Origin of the sequence: Myxococcus llanfairpwllgwyngyllgogerychwyrndrobwllllantysiliogogogochensis (assembly GCF_006636215.1) — a bacterium.
Lineage (GTDB): Bacteria > Myxococcota > Myxococcia > Myxococcales > Myxococcaceae > Myxococcus > Myxococcus llanfairpwllgwyngyllgogerychwyrndrobwllllantysiliogogogochensis.
Genome location: NZ_VIFM01000240.1, coordinates 1 through 16,451, shown reverse-complemented (window position 1 = coordinate 16,451; position 16,451 = coordinate 1). Strand labels below are relative to the sequence as shown.

The 16,451-nt window shown below is 69.5% G+C and carries 15 protein-coding genes; 6 read left to right on the top strand and 9 right to left on the bottom strand.

Going from position 1 to position 16,451, the window contains the following annotated elements:
- Positions 1–1,234: ABC transporter permease (locus FJV41_RS54740; RefSeq protein ID WP_141647588.1), on the bottom strand; the 1,234-nt coding region annotated here is incomplete at its 3' end.
- A 288-nt stretch (positions 1,235–1,522) separates the two neighbouring features.
- On the opposite strand from FJV41_RS54740, the gene FJV41_RS38420 reads away from it, so the two are divergent.
- The gene (locus FJV41_RS38420) at positions 1,523–2,428 is read left to right on the top strand and encodes a flagellar motor protein MotB (protein WP_181791218.1); all 906 of its coding nucleotides are present in this window, start codon (positions 1,523–1,525) and stop codon (positions 2,426–2,428) included.
- A gap of 66 nt (positions 2,429–2,494) precedes the next feature.
- Here FJV41_RS38420 and FJV41_RS38415 read toward each other — a convergent pair whose 3' ends face one another.
- From FJV41_RS38415 to FJV41_RS38405, 3 genes are all read right to left on the bottom strand, one after another.
- Positions 2,495–4,396: an OPT family oligopeptide transporter gene (locus FJV41_RS38415; RefSeq protein WP_141647586.1), complete on the bottom strand. Its 1,902-nt coding sequence runs from the start codon at positions 4,394–4,396 to the stop codon at positions 2,495–2,497.
- Between the two features lie 123 nt (positions 4,397–4,519).
- Positions 4,520–5,026: an FKBP-type peptidyl-prolyl cis-trans isomerase gene (locus FJV41_RS38410; protein WP_141647585.1), complete on the bottom strand. Its 507-nt coding sequence runs from the start codon at positions 5,024–5,026 to the stop codon at positions 4,520–4,522.
- Positions 5,027–5,098: 72 nt separating this feature from the next.
- Positions 5,099–6,376: a dicarboxylate/amino acid:cation symporter gene (locus FJV41_RS38405; RefSeq protein WP_141647584.1), complete on the bottom strand. Its 1,278-nt coding sequence runs from the start codon at positions 6,374–6,376 to the stop codon at positions 5,099–5,101.
- A gap of 107 nt (positions 6,377–6,483) precedes the next feature.
- Between FJV41_RS38405 and FJV41_RS38400 the strand changes: the two genes are divergently transcribed.
- Positions 6,484–7,122 (top strand): 2OG-Fe(II) oxygenase, encoded by a 639-nt coding sequence (locus tag FJV41_RS38400; RefSeq protein WP_141647583.1) that lies wholly within the window; start codon positions 6,484–6,486, stop codon positions 7,120–7,122.
- Here the strand turns inward: FJV41_RS38400 and FJV41_RS38395 are convergent.
- Entirely contained in the window at positions 7,101–7,883 is a 783-nt protein-coding gene (locus tag FJV41_RS38395) for a DNA-methyltransferase (protein WP_141647582.1), read from the bottom strand. The two genes, FJV41_RS38400 and FJV41_RS38395, sit on opposite strands and share 22 nt — an antisense overlap.
- Positions 7,884–7,986: 103 nt before the next feature.
- On the opposite strand from FJV41_RS38395, the gene FJV41_RS38390 reads away from it, so the two are divergent.
- Both FJV41_RS38390 and FJV41_RS38385 read left to right on the top strand, forming a co-directional pair.
- Positions 7,987–8,784, top strand: a complete 798-nt coding sequence (locus FJV41_RS38390) for a hypothetical protein (RefSeq protein ID WP_141647581.1) — start codon at positions 7,987–7,989, stop codon at positions 8,782–8,784.
- A complete protein-coding gene (locus FJV41_RS38385) occupies positions 8,781–9,698 on the top strand; it encodes a type VI immunity family protein (protein ID WP_141647580.1) in 918 nt (305 codons plus the stop codon). Before FJV41_RS38390 ends, FJV41_RS38385 begins: the two co-directional genes overlap by 4 nt.
- Positions 9,699–9,714: 16 nt before the next feature.
- On the opposite strand, the gene FJV41_RS38380 is transcribed toward FJV41_RS38385, so the two are convergent.
- The 4 genes from FJV41_RS38380 to FJV41_RS38365 form a co-directional block, all read right to left on the bottom strand.
- Complete coding sequence (locus tag FJV41_RS38380; protein WP_174467513.1) at positions 9,715–10,530, bottom strand: DUF2381 family protein; 816 nt, start codon at positions 10,528–10,530, stop codon at positions 9,715–9,717.
- 73 nt (positions 10,531–10,603) lie between these two features.
- On the bottom strand, positions 10,604–12,637 hold the full coding sequence (locus FJV41_RS38375) for a serine/threonine protein kinase (RefSeq protein WP_141647578.1): 2,034 nt from the start codon (positions 12,635–12,637) through the stop codon (positions 10,604–10,606).
- A gap of 273 nt (positions 12,638–12,910) precedes the next feature.
- Complete coding sequence (locus tag FJV41_RS38370) at positions 12,911–14,089, bottom strand: TfuA-like protein (protein ID WP_141647577.1); 1,179 nt, start codon at positions 14,087–14,089, stop codon at positions 12,911–12,913.
- Positions 14,086–15,222 (bottom strand): YcaO-like family protein, encoded by a 1,137-nt coding sequence (locus FJV41_RS38365; RefSeq protein ID WP_246137683.1) that lies wholly within the window; start codon positions 15,220–15,222, stop codon positions 14,086–14,088. Before FJV41_RS38365 ends, FJV41_RS38370 begins: the two co-directional genes overlap by 4 nt.
- Before the next feature lie 248 nt (positions 15,223–15,470).
- Between FJV41_RS38365 and FJV41_RS38360 the strand changes: the two genes are divergently transcribed.
- Both FJV41_RS38360 and FJV41_RS38355 read left to right on the top strand, forming a co-directional pair.
- On the top strand, positions 15,471–15,824 hold the full coding sequence (locus FJV41_RS38360; protein ID WP_141647576.1) for a hypothetical protein: 354 nt from the start codon (positions 15,471–15,473) through the stop codon (positions 15,822–15,824).
- 198 nt (positions 15,825–16,022) lie between these two features.
- Positions 16,023–16,328 carry a hypothetical protein gene (locus tag FJV41_RS38355; RefSeq protein WP_246137682.1) on the top strand — a complete coding sequence of 102 codons (306 nt, stop codon included), beginning with the start codon at positions 16,023–16,025 and terminating at the stop codon, positions 16,326–16,328.
- Positions 16,329–16,451: the final 123 nt, after the last annotated feature.

Sequence of the window (16,451 nt, the reverse complement as noted above, 5' to 3'; positions counted from 1 at the left end):
CCCCAGGCCCCGACGTCGCCCGCTGCGCCCCTTGCCTCAGCGCATCCTGGAGGTCCGGCCGCGACGCCTGCCACGCGGGCAACAGCCCGAAGAGCACTCCCGTCAACAGCGACACGCCCACGGAGAACGCAAGCACCACGCCATTCAAGCCCACCGCCGCGCCCGGCACGGACAGCTCCGGGGGCGCCAGGGCCAGGAGCGCGGGCAGCACCGCCGAGGCCAGCACCACGCCCAGTCCACCGCCGACCACGGACAACAACAGGCTCTCCGTCATGAGCTGCCCCACCAGCCGCCGGGCCGGAGCCCCCAGCGCCGCGCGCACCACCAGCTCCCGCTGTCGCGCCGCCGCCCTCGCCAGCTGGAGGTTGGCCAGGTTGACACACGCGATGAGCAGCACCAGTCCCACCGCGCCCAGCAGCACCCAGAGCGCCAGCCGCAGGTCTCCCGCCAGGAACGTCCGCAGGTCCTCCGCGACGAACATCTCCCGCCCACGCAGCAGGTGCGGCGTGTCCGCGCGCAGCCGCTCGGACAGCGTCTTCAGGGCCGCGCTGACGCCCTCCGGCGACAGCCCCGCGCGCACCCTGCCAACGACGTGGAGGAAGTTGGAGTCATCGGTGTTCGTCAGGTCCAGTTGGAGCGGTGTCCACAGCTGCGCCTGCCGAGGATGCTGGAAGGACTCCGCCGCCACGCCCACCACCGTGTAGGGCTGGTCGTTGAGCGTGAACGAGCGGCCGATGATGTCGGGAGCGCCTCCGAAGCGCCGCTGCCACAACCCATGGCTGAGCACCACCACCCGAGGCCCGCCCACCACGTCCTCTTCCGGCAGGAAGCCGCGCCCCAGCGCGGGCCGCACGCCAAACGTCTCGAAGAAGTTCCCCGTCACCCGCATGCCGGACAGGCGCTCCGGGAGCCCATCCCCCATGACGTTGAAGCCCGTGGGCAGCAGCTCCGACGCGGCGACCTGGGAGAAGGGCGAGCCCTCCGTCGACAGCCAGACGTATTGCGCGATGGCCTGCGAGGTCGCCCGCCCGTCCGCATCCTGGCGAAACACCTGCACCAGTTGCTCGGGCTCCGGGTACGGCAGCGGCCGCAGCAACACTCCGTGAACCACGCTGAAGATGGCCGTGTTCGCACCAATGGCCAGGGCGAGCGTGAGAATGGAGACAACGGTGAAGCCCCGGCTCTTGAGCAACAGCCGGACGGCGTAGCGGAGATCCTCGAGGAGGATGGCCACGAAAAGGCTCCTGGTGGGGGACATGGACCCTACGCGGCGCCCCCGTCAGCCATTGCACCGGGTGTCTGTTTTCCCACGCGTGGGACAAGGCAATGACTTCACGGCAAGCCCGGGAGAATCCGGATGAGACTTCCGTCAAGCCGTTCCATGGGGCGACGCCTCGATACTTTCCGGAGAGGGGTGACTTGGAGGTCCACTTGCGCGCCCCCCTCCGCCATGCGAGTGCTTCGCGTTTGGGGTCCTCTGTTCGAGTGAGCTGCCATTTCAATGACTGCTGAAGGAGTCGTCGTGTCGTTCCGGCCCGCGGTTGCGTTGCTGTCGGCGCTGTTCTCTGTCGTCCTGGCCCTGCCCGCCTCCGCGCAGTCGGCCGCTCTGCCCACCTTCAACCTGCAACGGTTGGAGCTGGACCCCGCCGGCCTCGGCTCGCTCGTCGTCAGCACCGGCCGCACGCTGCCCGCGGGCATGGTGCGAGTGGCCGTACAAGGGCACTACGAGCAGCTCCCCTTCCACTTCCAGACGCGCTGGGAGCCGGGCGGCGGCATGGGCCTGGTGGAGAACAAGTTCACCATGGACGTGACGGCCGCCATCGGCGTGCTGGACTGGCTCCAGGTGGACGCGGAGGTGCCCTTCATCGTCACCCAGGGCGGCACCACCTTCATGGACGTGAACCCGCCGGAAGGTCAGGGCCTGGGCTCACCGTGGCTGGGGGCTCGCGCCGCGCTGGTGCGTCCGGCCTTCGGCTTCCAGCTCGCCGTGGACCTCTCCGCCGCCCTGCCGGTGGGAAGCAAGGAACTGCTGGCGCGCGACACCTACGCGGTGCACCCCAGCCTCCAGCTCGGCTTCCTCGCGGAGACGTGGCAGCTGGGCGCCGAGGTCGGCGTCTTCCTGCGCGAGAAGAAGAACCTGATGGCGCTGTCCGCCGAGTCCGCGGACGTCATCGGCAACGAGCTGCGGCTGGCCGGCACGGTGACGTCGCGCGCCGGAGAGCTGACACGCGGCGAGGTGAGCCTGCTGCTCGGCGTGCCGCTCCAGGGAGGCCGCACGGGCGCGGAGCTGATGGTGGCCATCCGCCGCCACACCACGTCCTGGATGGACCTCTACGTCATGGGCGGCCCGGGTGTCGGCGCGGGCCTGGACACGCCCACGTTCCGCTTCCTGGCCGGGGCCTCGTTCTCCACCAGCCGGGTGGACTGACGGACAAGCCGTGAGGGCGCCTCGCGCTCCCCTTCTGGGGATTCGATGCGAGGCGCCGCTGCCTGCCTACTTGGGCATCACCCCGAAGGCCTTCGCCATCGCGATGCCGATGCCCAACAGGCTCTCTCCCGCGATGAAGCCCGAGGACACGGGCAGCACGGTCTCCTCCGCGAGCTTCGGCGCCTTGCGACGCATCACCTCGGCGATGGCGGAGCCCAGGAAGAAGGCGATGGAGCTGGAGCCGGGGATGACGATGGCCAGCCCGAAGCCCGCGGGTGACGGCACGTAGCCCTTCAGCTTCGCCGGCGCCCACCGCTCCAGCAGGACGAGGACGATGCCGAGCGTTCCGCCACACAGGGCGCCCCAGCGCGCGGTGACGGGCATCGCCGACACGCCCGTGGCGAGCAGCTTCGACACGCCGGCCCACACCATGGTGGCGGGCGCGGGGAACTCGGCGGAACCGAGCACGTCCGGGCTGGGGATGAGGATGTTGAACACCGGCACCACCACCGCCGCGCCAGCCACCACGCCGAACAACTGCGCGACGAACTGCTGGCGAGGGTTGGCGCCCAGAAGCCACCCGGACTTGAGGTCCGTCAGCAGGTCCGCCGCGTGGAGCCCCACGCCACCGGTGGCGTTGGCGCTCATCACGTTGGCGGGGATGTTGCCCGGCGCCAGGCCTCCGAAGATGAGCTGCGTGACGGGCCCCAGCGCCTTCGTCGGCGTGGTGTCCGTCTCACCCGTGACGCGGCTGGCGATGACGCCCATGACGACGGCCAACGGCATGGCCAGCACGCCCGCCCACCACGGAATCTGGAAGAGGTAGGCCATCAGGAAGATGGCGATGGGGCCCAGCACCGCGAAGCCCAGGGGGAACCAGGACGGAGGACACTCGATGCCCGCCAGCGGGTCCGCTTCCTCCTCCTTGGAACTCTTGCGACCGAACAGGCCCGACAGCGCCTTGAAGGAGCGCGCCACGCTGCGCCACTGGAAGGCGAAGGCCAACAGGCCCGAGGACACCAGCACCGCCGAGCCCGTCCACACCATCCACGTGTTGATGGCCCGGTACGTCACTTCTGGAATGGCGCCCTGGGTGACCATGGCGGGCGCGAGGAAGCCGTACGTCAGCACCGCGCCCAGCAGCATGGACCAGCCCGTGCGGAAGCTCACCAGCGCGCCGGCGCCCACCAGCAGCAGGCTGAAGTCGAACGACAGCGTCCACGCGGAGGCCTTCTTGCCCAGGATGGTGAACGGCATGCTCACCTTGTCCGGGATGTTGGTGAGCCACGTGAAGCGCGCGTCGCGGAGCATCACCAGCAGGGCGCCGATGAGGCCCGCGCCCGCCAGGAGCTTGGACTTGCGGCGGGCCACCTCGCCGTGGCCGTGCAGGGCGCGGATGGTCTCCGCGGTGGCCGTGCCGGTGGGGAACGGCAGCGCCTCGATGTTGATGAGCTGGCGCTTGATGGGGATTGCCGCGAAGACGCCCAGCGCGGAGATGACGGCGAACCACACCACCAGCCAGCCCGACGGAGGCAGCGCGCCGGTGAGCATCAGCAGCGCGGGGACGGCGGCCATGTTGCCACCGCCCGTCATGTAGCCGGCGGCCGACGCCACCGAGCCCATGGCGTTGTTCTCCAGCGCCGTGAAGTCGTTCTTCAACAGCCTGAGCGAGCGCAGCGTGCCGAACACCGCGAAGGCCAGGATGCACGCCGTAATCGTGACGCCCAGGCTCCAGCCCGTCTTGAGGATGACGTACAGGTTGGACAGGCACATCACCGCGCCAATCAACATGCCGGCGATGACGGCGCGCACGGTGAGCTGGCGCGAGCCCCCCTGGTAGACATTCTTCAGCCAGTACAGCTCCGGGTCCTGCGTCGCGGAAGCACCCGGCTCGCCTGCGTGCGGGTCGGTGGGCTGGAGGCGAAGCCCACTGGGGCTCGGAGTCTGTTGAGGGGGGGACTGGCTCATTGGGGCGGCAAAGATAGTGCACGCCCCTTCCCCGACGAAGCATTCACTCCGGCAGGCAAGCGAAAGGGGCGAGGCATTCCTGCCCCGCCCCTCCGTGTCGCCGCACGGCGTCACGCCCCGAGGTCAGGCGTGGTCGTGCCCACCGGCCCCGTGGTCGTGCCCACCGGCCCCGTGGACGTGGCCATGGGAGAGCTCTTCCGAGGACGCCTGGCGGATGTCCTTCACCGTGACGTCGAAGTGGAGCGTCTTGCCGGCGAGCGGGTGGTTCAGGTCGATGACGATGTCGTCGCCCCGCACTTCCTGGATGCGCAGCGGGATGTCGCCCTGCTCCGTCTGGGCCATCAGCGTCTGGCCGGGCTGCGGGTTGAAGCCAGGGGGCAACATGGAGCGCGGGACGACGCGCACGCCCTCGGGGTCATGCTCGCCGTACCCCTGGGCGGGCTGCACCACCACCTGCTTGCTGTCGCCCTGCCCCAGGCCCTCCAGGGCGCCCTCCAGGCCCGGGACGATTTGGCGATGCCCGTGCAGGTAGGCGAGCGGCTGATCCGGCGCGCTCTGGTCGATGACCTGTCCGTCACCGAGGTGCAGCCGGTACTCCAGCGAGACAATCGAATCCTTGGTGACCCTCATGCGGGCTCCTATGTCGGGTGAGGCGGTGAGACGGTTATCGGTGGGAAGGATGGGGACGGTTTATGCCCGGCGTCAGGAGGCAGTGGGGCCTGTCGCTCGCTCGACGTCCGTGCGGGCAGGCGGTTCCCCGCGCGCCACGTACACGGCGGCGGCCAGGTCCCCGGTGACGTTGAGCGTGGTGCGGCACATGTCCAGGAAGCGGTCCACGCCGAGGACGAGCCCCAGCCCCTCCACCGGAATCTTGAACATGCCCAGAATCATCGCGATGACCGGGATGGAGCCCGCGGGCACGCCGGCGGTGCCGATGCCGGCCAGGATGCAGATGAACATGATGAGTGCCTGCTGTTGCAGGTCCAGGGGCACGCCGTACACCTGCGCGAGGAAGAGCACGGTGACGCCCTCGAAGAGCGCGGTGCCGTTCTGGTTCATCGCCGAGCCGGCGGTCAGCACGAAGCGCGACACGTTGGGCGGAAGCTTGAGGTTCTCCTCGGCGACCTTGAGCGCGGTGGGCAGCGTGGCGCTGGAGGAGGACGTGGAGAAGGCGGTGACGATGGCCAGGCGGCTGTCGCGGAAGAACTCGATGGGGTTGCGCCCGCCGAGGAAGCGCACCGACAGCGAGTAGACGATGAACATGTGGATGGCGAGCGCGAGCAGCACCGTGCCTACGTACGCGGCGAGCTGTCCGAGGATGCCCAGGCCCAGCTTCGCCGTCATGGCGAACAGCAGCGCGGCCACGCCGAAGGGCGCCAATTTCAGCACCCCATCGATGAGCTTCATCATCACGTCGTAGAGGCCCTGGATGGTGTCGCGCAGGTGCCGCACGGCCTCGCCGGGGGTGAGGGCCACGCCCAGTCCGAAGATGAGCGAGAAGACGATGAGGCCAATCATGTCTCCGTCGGCCGCGGCCTTCAGGGGGTTGGTGGGCACCATGGACATCAGCACCGCGCCGAAGGACGTGTCGGACGGGGGCGGCGCCGCCTTGATCTGCGTGCCGCTCCGAGCGAGCGCGAGGGCCTCTTCGCTGAGGCCCACGCCGGGCTGGATGAGGTTGACGAGCACCAGGCCGATGAGGACGGAGATGGTGGACAGGACAACGGTGTAGCCCAGCGTGCGGACGCCCAGGCGACCCACCTGCTTCAGGTCGAGCTCCGCGACGCCCATGACGAGCGCGGCGAAGAGCAGCGGTACCACGAGCATGAGCAGCAGGCGGATGAAGATCTGCCCCACGGGGGACGCCACGTTGGTGACGGTCCAGTCCAGCCAGGGGGCACCGCCGGCGAGCGCGTTGGCGGCGAGTCCCGCCACCGTGCCGGTGACGATGCCGATGAGCATCTTGTGGTGAGCCTTCATCGAGCAGTCTCTCCGCGTGCCTCCGGCAGGAGGGCAATGGGGCGCGCAGCCTACCGGCAAAGGAAGGTGGCGCCCACCCTTCGCATGGGACAAAGCTGCGGTCTCTCGTGGAAACCCTCGTCCAGCTCACTGAAGGCGCCGTGTCCCCTCCCCTCTTCCGGCGCCTGTTGCGGCGGCTGGGCGTGCTCGGCCGCGAGCGACTGAAGGACACCTACCAGACGACGTTCTGGTACGACTTCGGGCCGCCGACCAACGTGGTGGAGGACGTCATCTCCAGCTTGCGGCCCCAGGTCGCTGGGAAGCGGCGCATCGCCGGGGTGGAGTGGTGGCTGTCGAGGATGTACCCGACGGACGTGCGCGTGGACTTCCACCAGGACCGGGACGAGAAGCTCGCGCTGCGCACGGGGAAGCTGGTGCATCCGCGCATCAGCAGCGTGTTGTTCCTCAACCGGGTGCGCGGCGGGGCGCTGGTGGTGACGCGAGAGAAGCCGGACGAGGCGAATCCGTCGCTCGCGCCCTCGCGCATGGACACCGCGGACCTGGTGACGCCGCGCCCCAACCGGCTGGTGCTGTTCGACGGCACGCTGACGCACGGGGTGCTGGACGCGGAGAACCAGATTCCGGAGGGGAAGCTGCCGGGGCGCTCGCGGCTGAGGCGCACGCTGGTGATGAACTGGTGGGGACACCGGCCCACGGACGTGCCGCGCTGGTCGGAGACGCGGCTCTACCGGGCGCTGGGGGGCTGAGGGAAGGCTGCGGCCGTCTCGCGCAGACGGTGGGTGACTCGTTCGGCCCACTCGGGCTCGATTTCCAGGCACGCGGGTTGGCGGCCCAGACGCAGGGCGGCGGCGGGCATCGAGCCACTTCCGGCGAAGGGGTCCAGCACGGTGTCGCCGGGGCGGCTGTACGTGCGCACGAGCGGCTCGACGACGGAGAAGGGCTTGTGGTGGGGGTGGCTGCCCCAGCGCGCGGCGTCGCCGTCATCGTCATAGCCGCCGACGACGGCCCAGACGGTGGGCATGTCACCGGGGGCGAGCACGGGCTCGGGGGTGCGGGCGATGACGAGGGCGACCTCGTAGACGCGCAGGGTCTGCTCGTTGGCGTTCTTGTCGGTGGTGCGCTTGCCCCAGGTGAATTCGCCGCGCAGGTGGGGATAGCCCAGGGCCCTGGCGGCGGTGACGATGGGCTCCTTGCCGAGCAGGTTGGTCCAGATGACGAGGGGGGCGTCCGGGGTGAGGTGGGCCAGGGCGCGGGAGAGCCAGGCCTCGGAGAAGGCGCGGTAGTCGCGCACGGTCTCGAAGCGGACGATGGGGTTCTGGTCGATCTTCTTGTGGGCGCGCGGGTCTCTCAGGTCGCCGCCCTTGCGACGCCGGGTGAGCAGGCAATAGGGCGGGTCGGTGAGCAGGAGCGAGGCGCGGCGGTCGCCCAGGGCGGCGCGGTAGCCCTCGGGCTCGCGAGAGTCGGCGCGGATGCAGCGGAGGGCGTCGGAAGGGAGCGGGGAAGTCATCGTCCGGGACGGCACCCTACACGGAGGGCAGCGAGGCTCAAGGCCCGACGTGTGGGCCCCGCCTCCAGGTAGCATGCGAAGCCGGTACGGGAGGGGTCTCCGAATGCTGCGTCCGGGTACGACGGTCCCATGGCTGCTCCTCATGCTGGGATGCGGAGCCTCCGGGCCAGCCAGGCAGGGACGGTCCGGCACCTATGCCCAGGCCCTCGACTCGGCGACGTCCGCCTGCGAGCAGAACCCCGCCTACTGCGCCGCGACGGCGGGGCAGGAGCGCATCGTTCCGCTCGCCGTACGGGCCGCGCAGGTATCCGCGGCGGGTAAATCGTGGATGGAAATCGAGACTCTCGTCGAGACAGGGATCCGCGAACGCCTCATCGACTGCGCGAGGAGGGCTGACGCCGAGGTGAACCGCGAGGAGTTTGGAGGGCGGAGCCCGACCCGTGCCGACTGTGAAAAGGTCGTAGGCGGGACGAAGGAGAATCCCGTCACGGGCGCGATGATGCTGGGACGCAAGAAGCACGCACTCGCGCTCGACTGTGCCGAAGCAGCTCTCGGACAGAGCCTTCCCGCCCGCTTCCTGCGTGAGCAGCGCTACCGGAGAGGGACTCGTGCCCAAGAGCCGGAGCTGGTCACCCATCAAAAAGAACTGGACCTCCTGCGCGCGGGTGCGAGCAAGGCCCTGGAAGGAACGGTGGTGCCCGACCTCATCCTCCACACAGGCAACCCGGTTCAGGTCCAGCGGGTCTACGATTTCAAGTTCCCCTGCCCCGACACCAATCCCCCCGTATGGAGACAGTCGCCGCCAGGCAATCCACTCCGGGCCCGGCACCAGGGCGACGCGTACCGAATGACGTTTGGTACGACTCCCGTACTGGTGACGCCCAGAGGCATGTTCCCATGAGCGAGCACTTCCCTCACCTTCGCATTGAGTCGGACGAGCAGGGCTACCTCGTCCTCCGCGACGGACTCACCTTCTGCTTCTATCTCCACCGCGCTCACGAAGGGCTCGGGCCCGCCATCCTTCAAGCGCTGGAGCGCTTCCAGCGAGCACTGCCCCCACAGACGCTGACCCTCCAGCCCGACTCGGAAGGATATTGGAGGACCCTGAAGCCCTCGGACTGGGAGCACATCCAGCGCAGCCTGCTTCAGGACGAATGGCCCCAAGTCACCCTCATCAGTGATTCCAAGGGCGTTCCCGAGTTCTCCTTCAGTTACTCAGGAGTCCCGATGGACGTCACCACGAGAGGTGATTCCATCGGTCGGTCCTGCGTCGCTACCTTCGGCCTGCCGACGGAGTATCTCGAACGCCATGGCCCCGAGCGTGTCCGTGAACTGGCGTTGGAAATCGCAGCATCGCTCCCTTTCACCTCGGGCTACGCGAGCCTCTGTTTCAACGCCCCGCTGGACCTCATGGGTGTTCGCCAACGCGTGCGTGAGCTGGCTTTCAGCTATCCCGGTATGGAGATCATCGACGACTCCGTCAGCCAGGACATCGGCTCGCGGGTACGCGGGGCACACTGGCTGACGTTCTTGGGACAACCCCTGCTGAGCGCGCTCGGAGGTGCAAGCAAACTCCGCGCGCGACTTTCGACATCTGGAACCCAGGTACTGGAGTTGGATGGCGAGCGTGCCGTCGTCTCCCTGGGAACGTGGCCCGAGGCGGGGGACTCGACACGAGGTGCGACACTACCGGCCTATCGCGAACTCGCCCGCATCCTGGAGCCGTGGCTCTACCACCGCGACTCGGACACGCTCTACGACCCAGACTTCCCACCCGAGGAGCAGCTTCGATGGGAGCGCCGCTTCCTCGACTGAGAATGCCTCGGGGCAGTCACTTCAACGAAAGCCCTTCCAGCGTCACCGTGCGCCCCTTCGCGTCCCACAGCTTGAGCACATAGTGACCCGGATCCAGGTCGGTGGTGTGGTCCACGCGGACCACCAGGGCCTGCGCCACATCCTCACGCAAGGGAGCCGTCTGCCAGTGGGACAGGACCTTGTGGCTTCGCCCACGCGCATCCGTGAGCGAGGCCCCTGTCGCCACCCATCCCGCGCCCCCTGGCAGCGCTCGCAAATCCACGCGAATCGCCCGCCAGCGCATCTGATGCGTCACGAACCGTGATTGCGAGACACTGACCTCGGGATGGGCCACCACCTTCGTGGGCGTCAGAGGCCTGACTGCGAGCTCCTCGGGGTTCTCCAGCGCCGCCACGAGCGACTCGACCCCTCCCGACGACCGACCCTCCAACTGAAGCCTGTCCAACTCGAACCGGGCCTGCGACAGACGACCCTTCAGCTCCTCCACCTCCTGCCGGTAGGACTCCACCGAACGAGCACGGCGATAGACCTCCACCTGGGGTTCACCCAGCACCGCATCCACCACCAGCACGAACGTCACCTGCTCCGGCGCCGCGCCGTCCCGAAAACGCAGCCCCAGGCGCAGCCGCTCCCCCTCCCGGAGCGCACTCGACGGAACGAGGGCGAGGTGGTCATCGGAGATTCCCAGTCGCTGGAAGCGCTCACGCCCCTCCAAGGAGAGTTCGTCCGGCAGGATGCGCGCGTCGAAGAAGAACGTCGTGGAGCGCCCCGGAGCGATGCGAATCTCGGGGGCAGGCACACGCGGCTCCGCTCCCACTTCGATTCGACGCACGGGGGCCAACTCCCCCCCCAGGGCGACCATCATTCCCCACGCGACCACGAGGACTGAAGACGCGGCAGGCAAATCACAACCTTCCCAGGTATCTCGTCGCGGTGACCGTCAACTGGGGCTCCGTCAGCTTCAGCTCCGGGGTGCTCGACGGGTCGTAGGGGACGCCCAATTCCTTACGGCCGTACCAGGTGATCTGGAGGCACAAAGGGACGCGCCTGCCATCGGGGAGTTCGGCTTCCGTGAACCAACCGAAGTAGCGCTCCTTCCCATGGAAGAGAGTGCCCTGGAACCGGGTGCCCACGGGAAAGGCGATGGGATCTCCGGCATCGTCCACAACACCGCCATAGCCCAGGATGGGCTTCTCCGCGGCGTAGGCGGTGATGGGCCCTTCTGGCGGGACCGGTATCAGCCGTCGCCCATCGAAGCGAGGGATGAGCCAGAGTCTCCCGTCGGTCACCACGCTGGGCAGCTTCCAGCCCATCTTCGTCATGACCTCGATGGTCGACTGCGGGCATTCCTGTTCCGGAGACGTCGTCCGGACCTGAGGCGCCCCCCCGGCACAAGCTCCCGCGAGGCATGCGACCGCCGCTGTCTTTCCGAGGGTGCTGCTCACGGATGAGCGCTTCCTCGCGGAGGGTGACACCTCATTGGTGGCCTCCACGGCGCGCTCGACCTTCAGGACGGGCGCCTGCAAGGGAGCCTCGGGAGTCACCTCGACAACGCGAGGCGGCGACGAAGAAGCGGCTGTAACAGGGGTGTGAGGGGGACGACTCGTCACGACGGAACTTCCTTTCTCAGCAGGGGGTGGAGGGGGGACGACCGCCTGCATGGAACTCGGGGAGGGCTCGCGGCGGGCAAGGCCCACCGCCGCGAAGCAGATGACGAGGAGCGCGACGACTCCGACTCCAATCGTCCAGCCGCGCGACCTTCGCGCCGGGGTCCGCTCGGCCCGCGGTGACTCCACCGGGGTGACAACTTCCGAGCCCGCGGCAACCGGGTCCTCGACGAGCGGCGCGACCAGGAGCGCTTCGGCGACGGACTCCTCAGGTGGCCGCGACTCCTCGGGCTCCGGCGTGTGCGGGTGGGACTCCGACGAGCGCACCAGTTCGGGCACCATGCGCACCCGAGGCGTGTCGGCCTCCACGTCACGAGGAGACTCGGGGTCCGGAGGTCGGTCCAGCGACACCTTCCACGCCGGCTGCCGCTTCTCCTTCGCGACCTCCCAGAGCGCCTGCAACAGCGCCTCCGTGCCCGCGTAGCGCTCCTCGGGGCGCTTGGCCAACAACCGCAGCGCGATGTCTCCCAGCGCGGGAGGCACCTTGGGATTGACGACGTGCGGAGCCCGGGGCGTCACCGTCTCGATGGCCGGCAGGAGCCGGTCGTACGGGAGCCTCGGGTCGAACGCGTAGCCGTCCGTCAGCGACTCGTACAGGAGCGCGCCCAGCGCATAGAGGTCGCCGGGGATTCCCGCGTCGAACCGCGCGCCCTGCTCCCACTGGCCCTCGCGCAGGAAGGCCACGCACTCGGGCGGCAAGAGGTGCGGCGAGGCCGGCGCCACGCCCACCGTCAGCGTCGTCGCGCCCGGCATCCGCACCGTGCCCAGGTCGATGAGGAACGGGCGCTCGTCCTCGCGGCGGATGAGCAGGTTGTCGCCCTTCACGTCGCGGTGGTGCAACCCGCGCCGATGCAGGTCCGACACCGCGCGCACCACCTCCGTGAACACGGACAAGAGGTGCGCCGCCGACGGCTTCACCCGCCAGCGCCACTCATGGAAGGTCTCTCCGTCGATGAAGTCGGTGACGAAGAACAGGTAGCCCTCGGGCGGCTCCGGCCAGCGGTCCACCGCGTGGACGCGGGGCAGGTTCGGATGGGGCGCGCAGGCCAGGAGCGTGGCCACCTCGTGCGACAGCCGACCGTTGACGTCCTCCTCCTCGGACACCTGGGGCCCGGCGGGACGCAGCGCCATCTTCATCGTGTAGAAGCGCCCTCCCCGCTCGACCTTGAACACACGGCCGAAGCCCCCCGCGCCCAGCGAGGCCACCACATTCCAGGGCCCCACCACGCTGCCCGGCGAGAGCTGGTCCGGATGGAACGGCGGAGACCTCACGGCGACGACCCCTCCCGCGAAGACCCGCCTTCCTCGAAACTCCCCAGCCCATGCGCGCTGGAGCCCGCGGACGCCCACGCCTCAATGCGCGCGGCACCCCGCGGAACGAGGGGCTCGGTGACCACCCAGGGAACGGGGTTGAGCAAGGGTAACCTCCAGGGTTGACCCTAGCCTTTCTTCAGGGACTGTCACGATTTTTCCCACCCGGCAGGTGGGTAGGCTCCGGCGCGGGGAACCCAACGTCACCCGTTGGCTCCGGGCCATCCTCCCCGCTCAGTCCGAGTCGTGCTCGAGCGCGTCCACCTCGTCGCTCGCGGCCACCGTGAGCGCGGCCTCCGCCCAGCGCCCGCGCAGCCGGGACTCGGAGGCCAGCGCCTCCTCCCAGGACGGGCCATCCGGAAGCAGCCGCGTCGACTGCGTCAGGACCAGCCGCTCCAGCGCCAGCTCCTCGCACAGCGCCCGCAGCCCCTCCGCATCCAGGCCATTCGAGACCAGCCACGCGTCGCGCTTGCGCACCGGCACCGCACGCTCGCGCCACCACCCGGCCTCCGCCTCCGCAACCTCGTCGGCCGTGGGTGATAGCCCCATCGTCCGGGCCCAACCCGCGAGCAGCGCCCGTCGCAGCCCCGCCTCCGCCAGCGCCCGCGCGTCGGGGGCCTGACTCAGCACCTCCAGCACCTGCCCCGAGGGCACGACGGCGTCGGGGAGCCGGGTCACGTCCTCCACCAGGCGTCGCCGCCGCACCAGGGACGAGGGAGACCGCCGGGTCCCCGGCACGGAGGGTGCTCGCGAGGCCACCCACTGCGCGGCGGCCAGGATGCAGGCCCGCGCGTCCTGTCGCTTCAAGTCCTCCACGCCCTTCGAGAACCAGCGCTCCCAGGCGTCCCGCGTGGCCTCCGACCACCCTTCCCGCGCGCGCTCCATCAACCGGGACCACGTGCGCTCCTGGTAGAAGAACGCGCTCGCCACGTCCACCAGGCCCCGGGCCAGGCGCGCATTCAGCACGCCCGCTTCCCGAGCCCGCTCCGCGACATGCCGGACGTTGACGAGCGGCACGGTGAGCGGCCTCCAGCCGTGCTCCGAGTCCGCGTGCAGCAGCGCCACCTCCGCGTCGTCGGAAATCACGCCGTCGCGATACCACTCGAAGATGCGCCCGACGCCCACCATGCCATGGGGCGCCAGCTCCACCGCGCGCAGCGCGCCCATGCTGGAGCCGCCGAAGACAGCCACCCCCGCCTCCAGCGCGGCCAGCAGCTCGTGGTGCCACACCGACGGCTGCGCCTCGAAGACGCCATCCACCAGCGCTATCGCACGGGGCCTGGCACCGAGCGCGCGCCACACATCGCCCTGTCGGGCCGGGGGCAACACCACGCAGGGGGCCAGCTTCCGCGCCTCCTCCGCGGGCAGCGAGGGCCCCAGGAAGACCACCAGTTCCTCCGCGCGCCGCTTCATAGGAGCTCCGAGATGAGCATGCCCGGCACCACCACCCGCCGCACGTGCAAGCCGGGCACGGGCGCGTCCAGCTCCACCGAGGCCACGCGAGCAAACCCCGCGCGCTTCAACCGCGTCAGCACCCGCCGCACGGCCACGTCGGCCGGCCCCCTGGCCACAGCGCCCAGGTCCGGCAGCTCTCCCGCCCGTCGCCGTGCGCGCACTCCCGCGCAGGCCTCCGCGAAGTCCCGAGCCGCCTGTCGGTCCACCGACGCCACGTCCTCGCGCGCGCCGTGGATGTCCGTCAGGCGCGACTGCGCCGCCTCCAGCAAGGCCTTCAACAGCGCGGTGTCACGCTCCAGCGCGCACGCATATCCCGCCGTGAGCGGCACGGGCCCGTCCTCCTGGTCCACCAGGACCGCTGCGCCCACGGGCAGGCCCACCGCGCCCGGCGTGCGCGCGGACGGCGTGGCATCGAACAGGTACACCGCGAAGCCACGCTCCCTCAGGTGCTCGGCCAGCGCCGCCGTCCGGGGCACGGCCTTCTCCAGCTCCGCCGTCCGCAGCATGCGTCCCCGCACGGTCTCCTCGGTCCACCCCTCCGGAAACACCCGAGCGAGCTGATCTCTTTCAGTGGCCTCCAGCAGCGCGTGCAGCAGCGCTCGCGCCGCCTCTGGATGCGCTCCGGAGCCGTTGCTCGTCCACGCCGCCGCCACCGGCCCCAGCGAGGGGCCTCCCGGGGGCGTCACATGGACACCTTGGGCGGGCACCCAGACCGCCTGGCCCGAGCCCAGCTCCGTCGCCTCGCGCCACGCACACCGCACCCCGTCTGCCCACAGGCGGGGTTCCACGAGCGCACCGGCCGAGCCCAGCGAGTCCGCGCCCCACAGCGTCCCGAGCCGGCCCTCCAGTTCGGCGCGAGAACCCCAGGTGAGCCGCCCTGGCACCACCGTCTCCGCCGCCCACAGCTCCGCGGTCTCGAACAGCGCGCCCCACGCGGCCTCGTCCGGGGTGAGCCCCTTGCCGTTGCACACCTGGAGCACGTGCCCGCCCGGGCGCACCGCGCACGCCACCTCCACACCCGTGCGGTCCAGCCCGGTGACGCGAGCCACCCGCGTCACCCCCATGGCCCGGGCCAGCCGGGACGACGTCATTCGCTCGAAGGACACACCCGGCGGATAGCACTTCGGCCGGGAACGGTCAGCAGCGACGCGTGAAGCCCTGTCACCCGGGGCGGCGCGGAGACCCGCGGCGGACCGGGCCTTAATCGGACTTAATTCCGCTTAATCCCTGGCGGATGAAGACGTCTGGGATAAGGCGCCCACTCGCCGGACGCGACTGGCTTCGCCAGGGCAGACATCCGGTGGACGGCGAGCTGACACACAACCGATGGAGTCGAACCATGTCGAAGCACTTCGTGCGTTCGTTGTTCCTGGGGGCGGTGGTGGCATGCGTGAGCGCTTGCGGCGGCGCGGAGACCGAGCCGCGAGAATCAGAAGTCGTCGTGGATGACGTGGAGCAACGGGCCTGTGCCATGGGTACGTTCCAGAACAATTGTCGTGACTGGGGCGCGGGCGGCTACTCGGACCCCGCCTGCACTGGCGGCACGTACCGATGGAAGTTCTGGGCCTGCAAGCAGTACCAGGCTGGTACCCAGAAGTACCGCCAGGAGTGTGGCACCGAGCAGTACGTCTGCGGGAGCAGCGCGACGAGCCGCCCGTCCTCGAGCGTTTCGGCGTGCGTCCAGAACTGCTAGCCGTCTGACTCACCGCCGGGCGGAGCAGTCCCTCCGCCCGGCCTGGCACGCAGCTCCGACGGCTCCGTCAGCGGCGCGCCTCATCGCCTCCGCGCCTACACACGCCCCTCAACGGCATCCCTCTCCGTCGGATGTTCTTCGCGGAATTCGCTATCATGCTGGCGCCGTACAGACATGAATGCTTCTCCGGGAGGTCACGTGCGAAGAGTGCCTTTGAGGGGTGTCTCGTTCCTGGTGGCGAGTCTGGTGATGGGCTGCGGTGGCGTGGCGGCGGAGGAGTCAGCACCCGCTGATTCCTCACAGGAGCAGTCGCTCGCGCCAAGCTGTCCCACGGGTTACACGGATGTCTATCTCTGGGCCTGCAAGCGACTGGCGGCCCACGCGCCTCCCTGCAATTACGGCGGGCCCGGGCACTACAACGTCCTGCATCTATATTGTCAGTCGGGCACGGAGTTCTACGACGCGGGACCCACGGGCGATTACGCCTGTGGGGATTGCTTCTAAACCAGAGTTCGTGATTCGCGATCAGGCTGGGGAGCAGGCGGGCGCGGAGGAGGCGGGAAGAGGGAGCAGGGGCACCTCTCGTTCGGCTCTGTGTGCGCAGAAGACCTGAGAGCGAGAAGGCCC

What these genes read in the sequence shown, in the direction of transcription:
- FJV41_RS38395 (WP_141647582.1), bottom strand. Translation starts at nt 7,883, where the DNA reads ATGACTTCCCCGCTCCCTTCCGACGCCCTCCGCTGCATCCGCGCCGAC.
- FJV41_RS38390 (WP_141647581.1), top strand. Translation starts at nt 7,987, where the DNA reads ATGCTGCGTCCGGGTACGACGGTCCCATGGCTGCTCCTCATGCTGGGA.
- FJV41_RS38360 (WP_141647576.1), top strand. Translation starts at nt 15,471, where the DNA reads ATGTCGAAGCACTTCGTGCGTTCGTTGTTCCTGGGGGCGGTGGTGGCA.
- FJV41_RS38405 (WP_141647584.1), bottom strand. Translation starts at nt 6,376, where the DNA reads ATGAAGGCTCACCACAAGATGCTCATCGGCATCGTCACCGGCACGGTG.
- FJV41_RS38410 (WP_141647585.1), bottom strand. Translation starts at nt 5,026, where the DNA reads ATGAGGGTCACCAAGGATTCGATTGTCTCGCTGGAGTACCGGCTGCAC.
- FJV41_RS38385 (WP_141647580.1), top strand. Translation starts at nt 8,781, where the DNA reads ATGAGCGAGCACTTCCCTCACCTTCGCATTGAGTCGGACGAGCAGGGC.
- FJV41_RS38370 (WP_141647577.1), bottom strand. Translation starts at nt 14,089, where the DNA reads ATGAAGCGGCGCGCGGAGGAACTGGTGGTCTTCCTGGGGCCCTCGCTG.
- FJV41_RS38415 (WP_141647586.1), bottom strand. Translation starts at nt 4,396, where the DNA reads ATGAGCCAGTCCCCCCCTCAACAGACTCCGAGCCCCAGTGGGCTTCGC.
- FJV41_RS38365 (WP_246137683.1), bottom strand. Translation starts at nt 15,222, where the DNA reads ATGACGTCGTCCCGGCTGGCCCGGGCCATGGGGGTGACGCGGGTGGCT.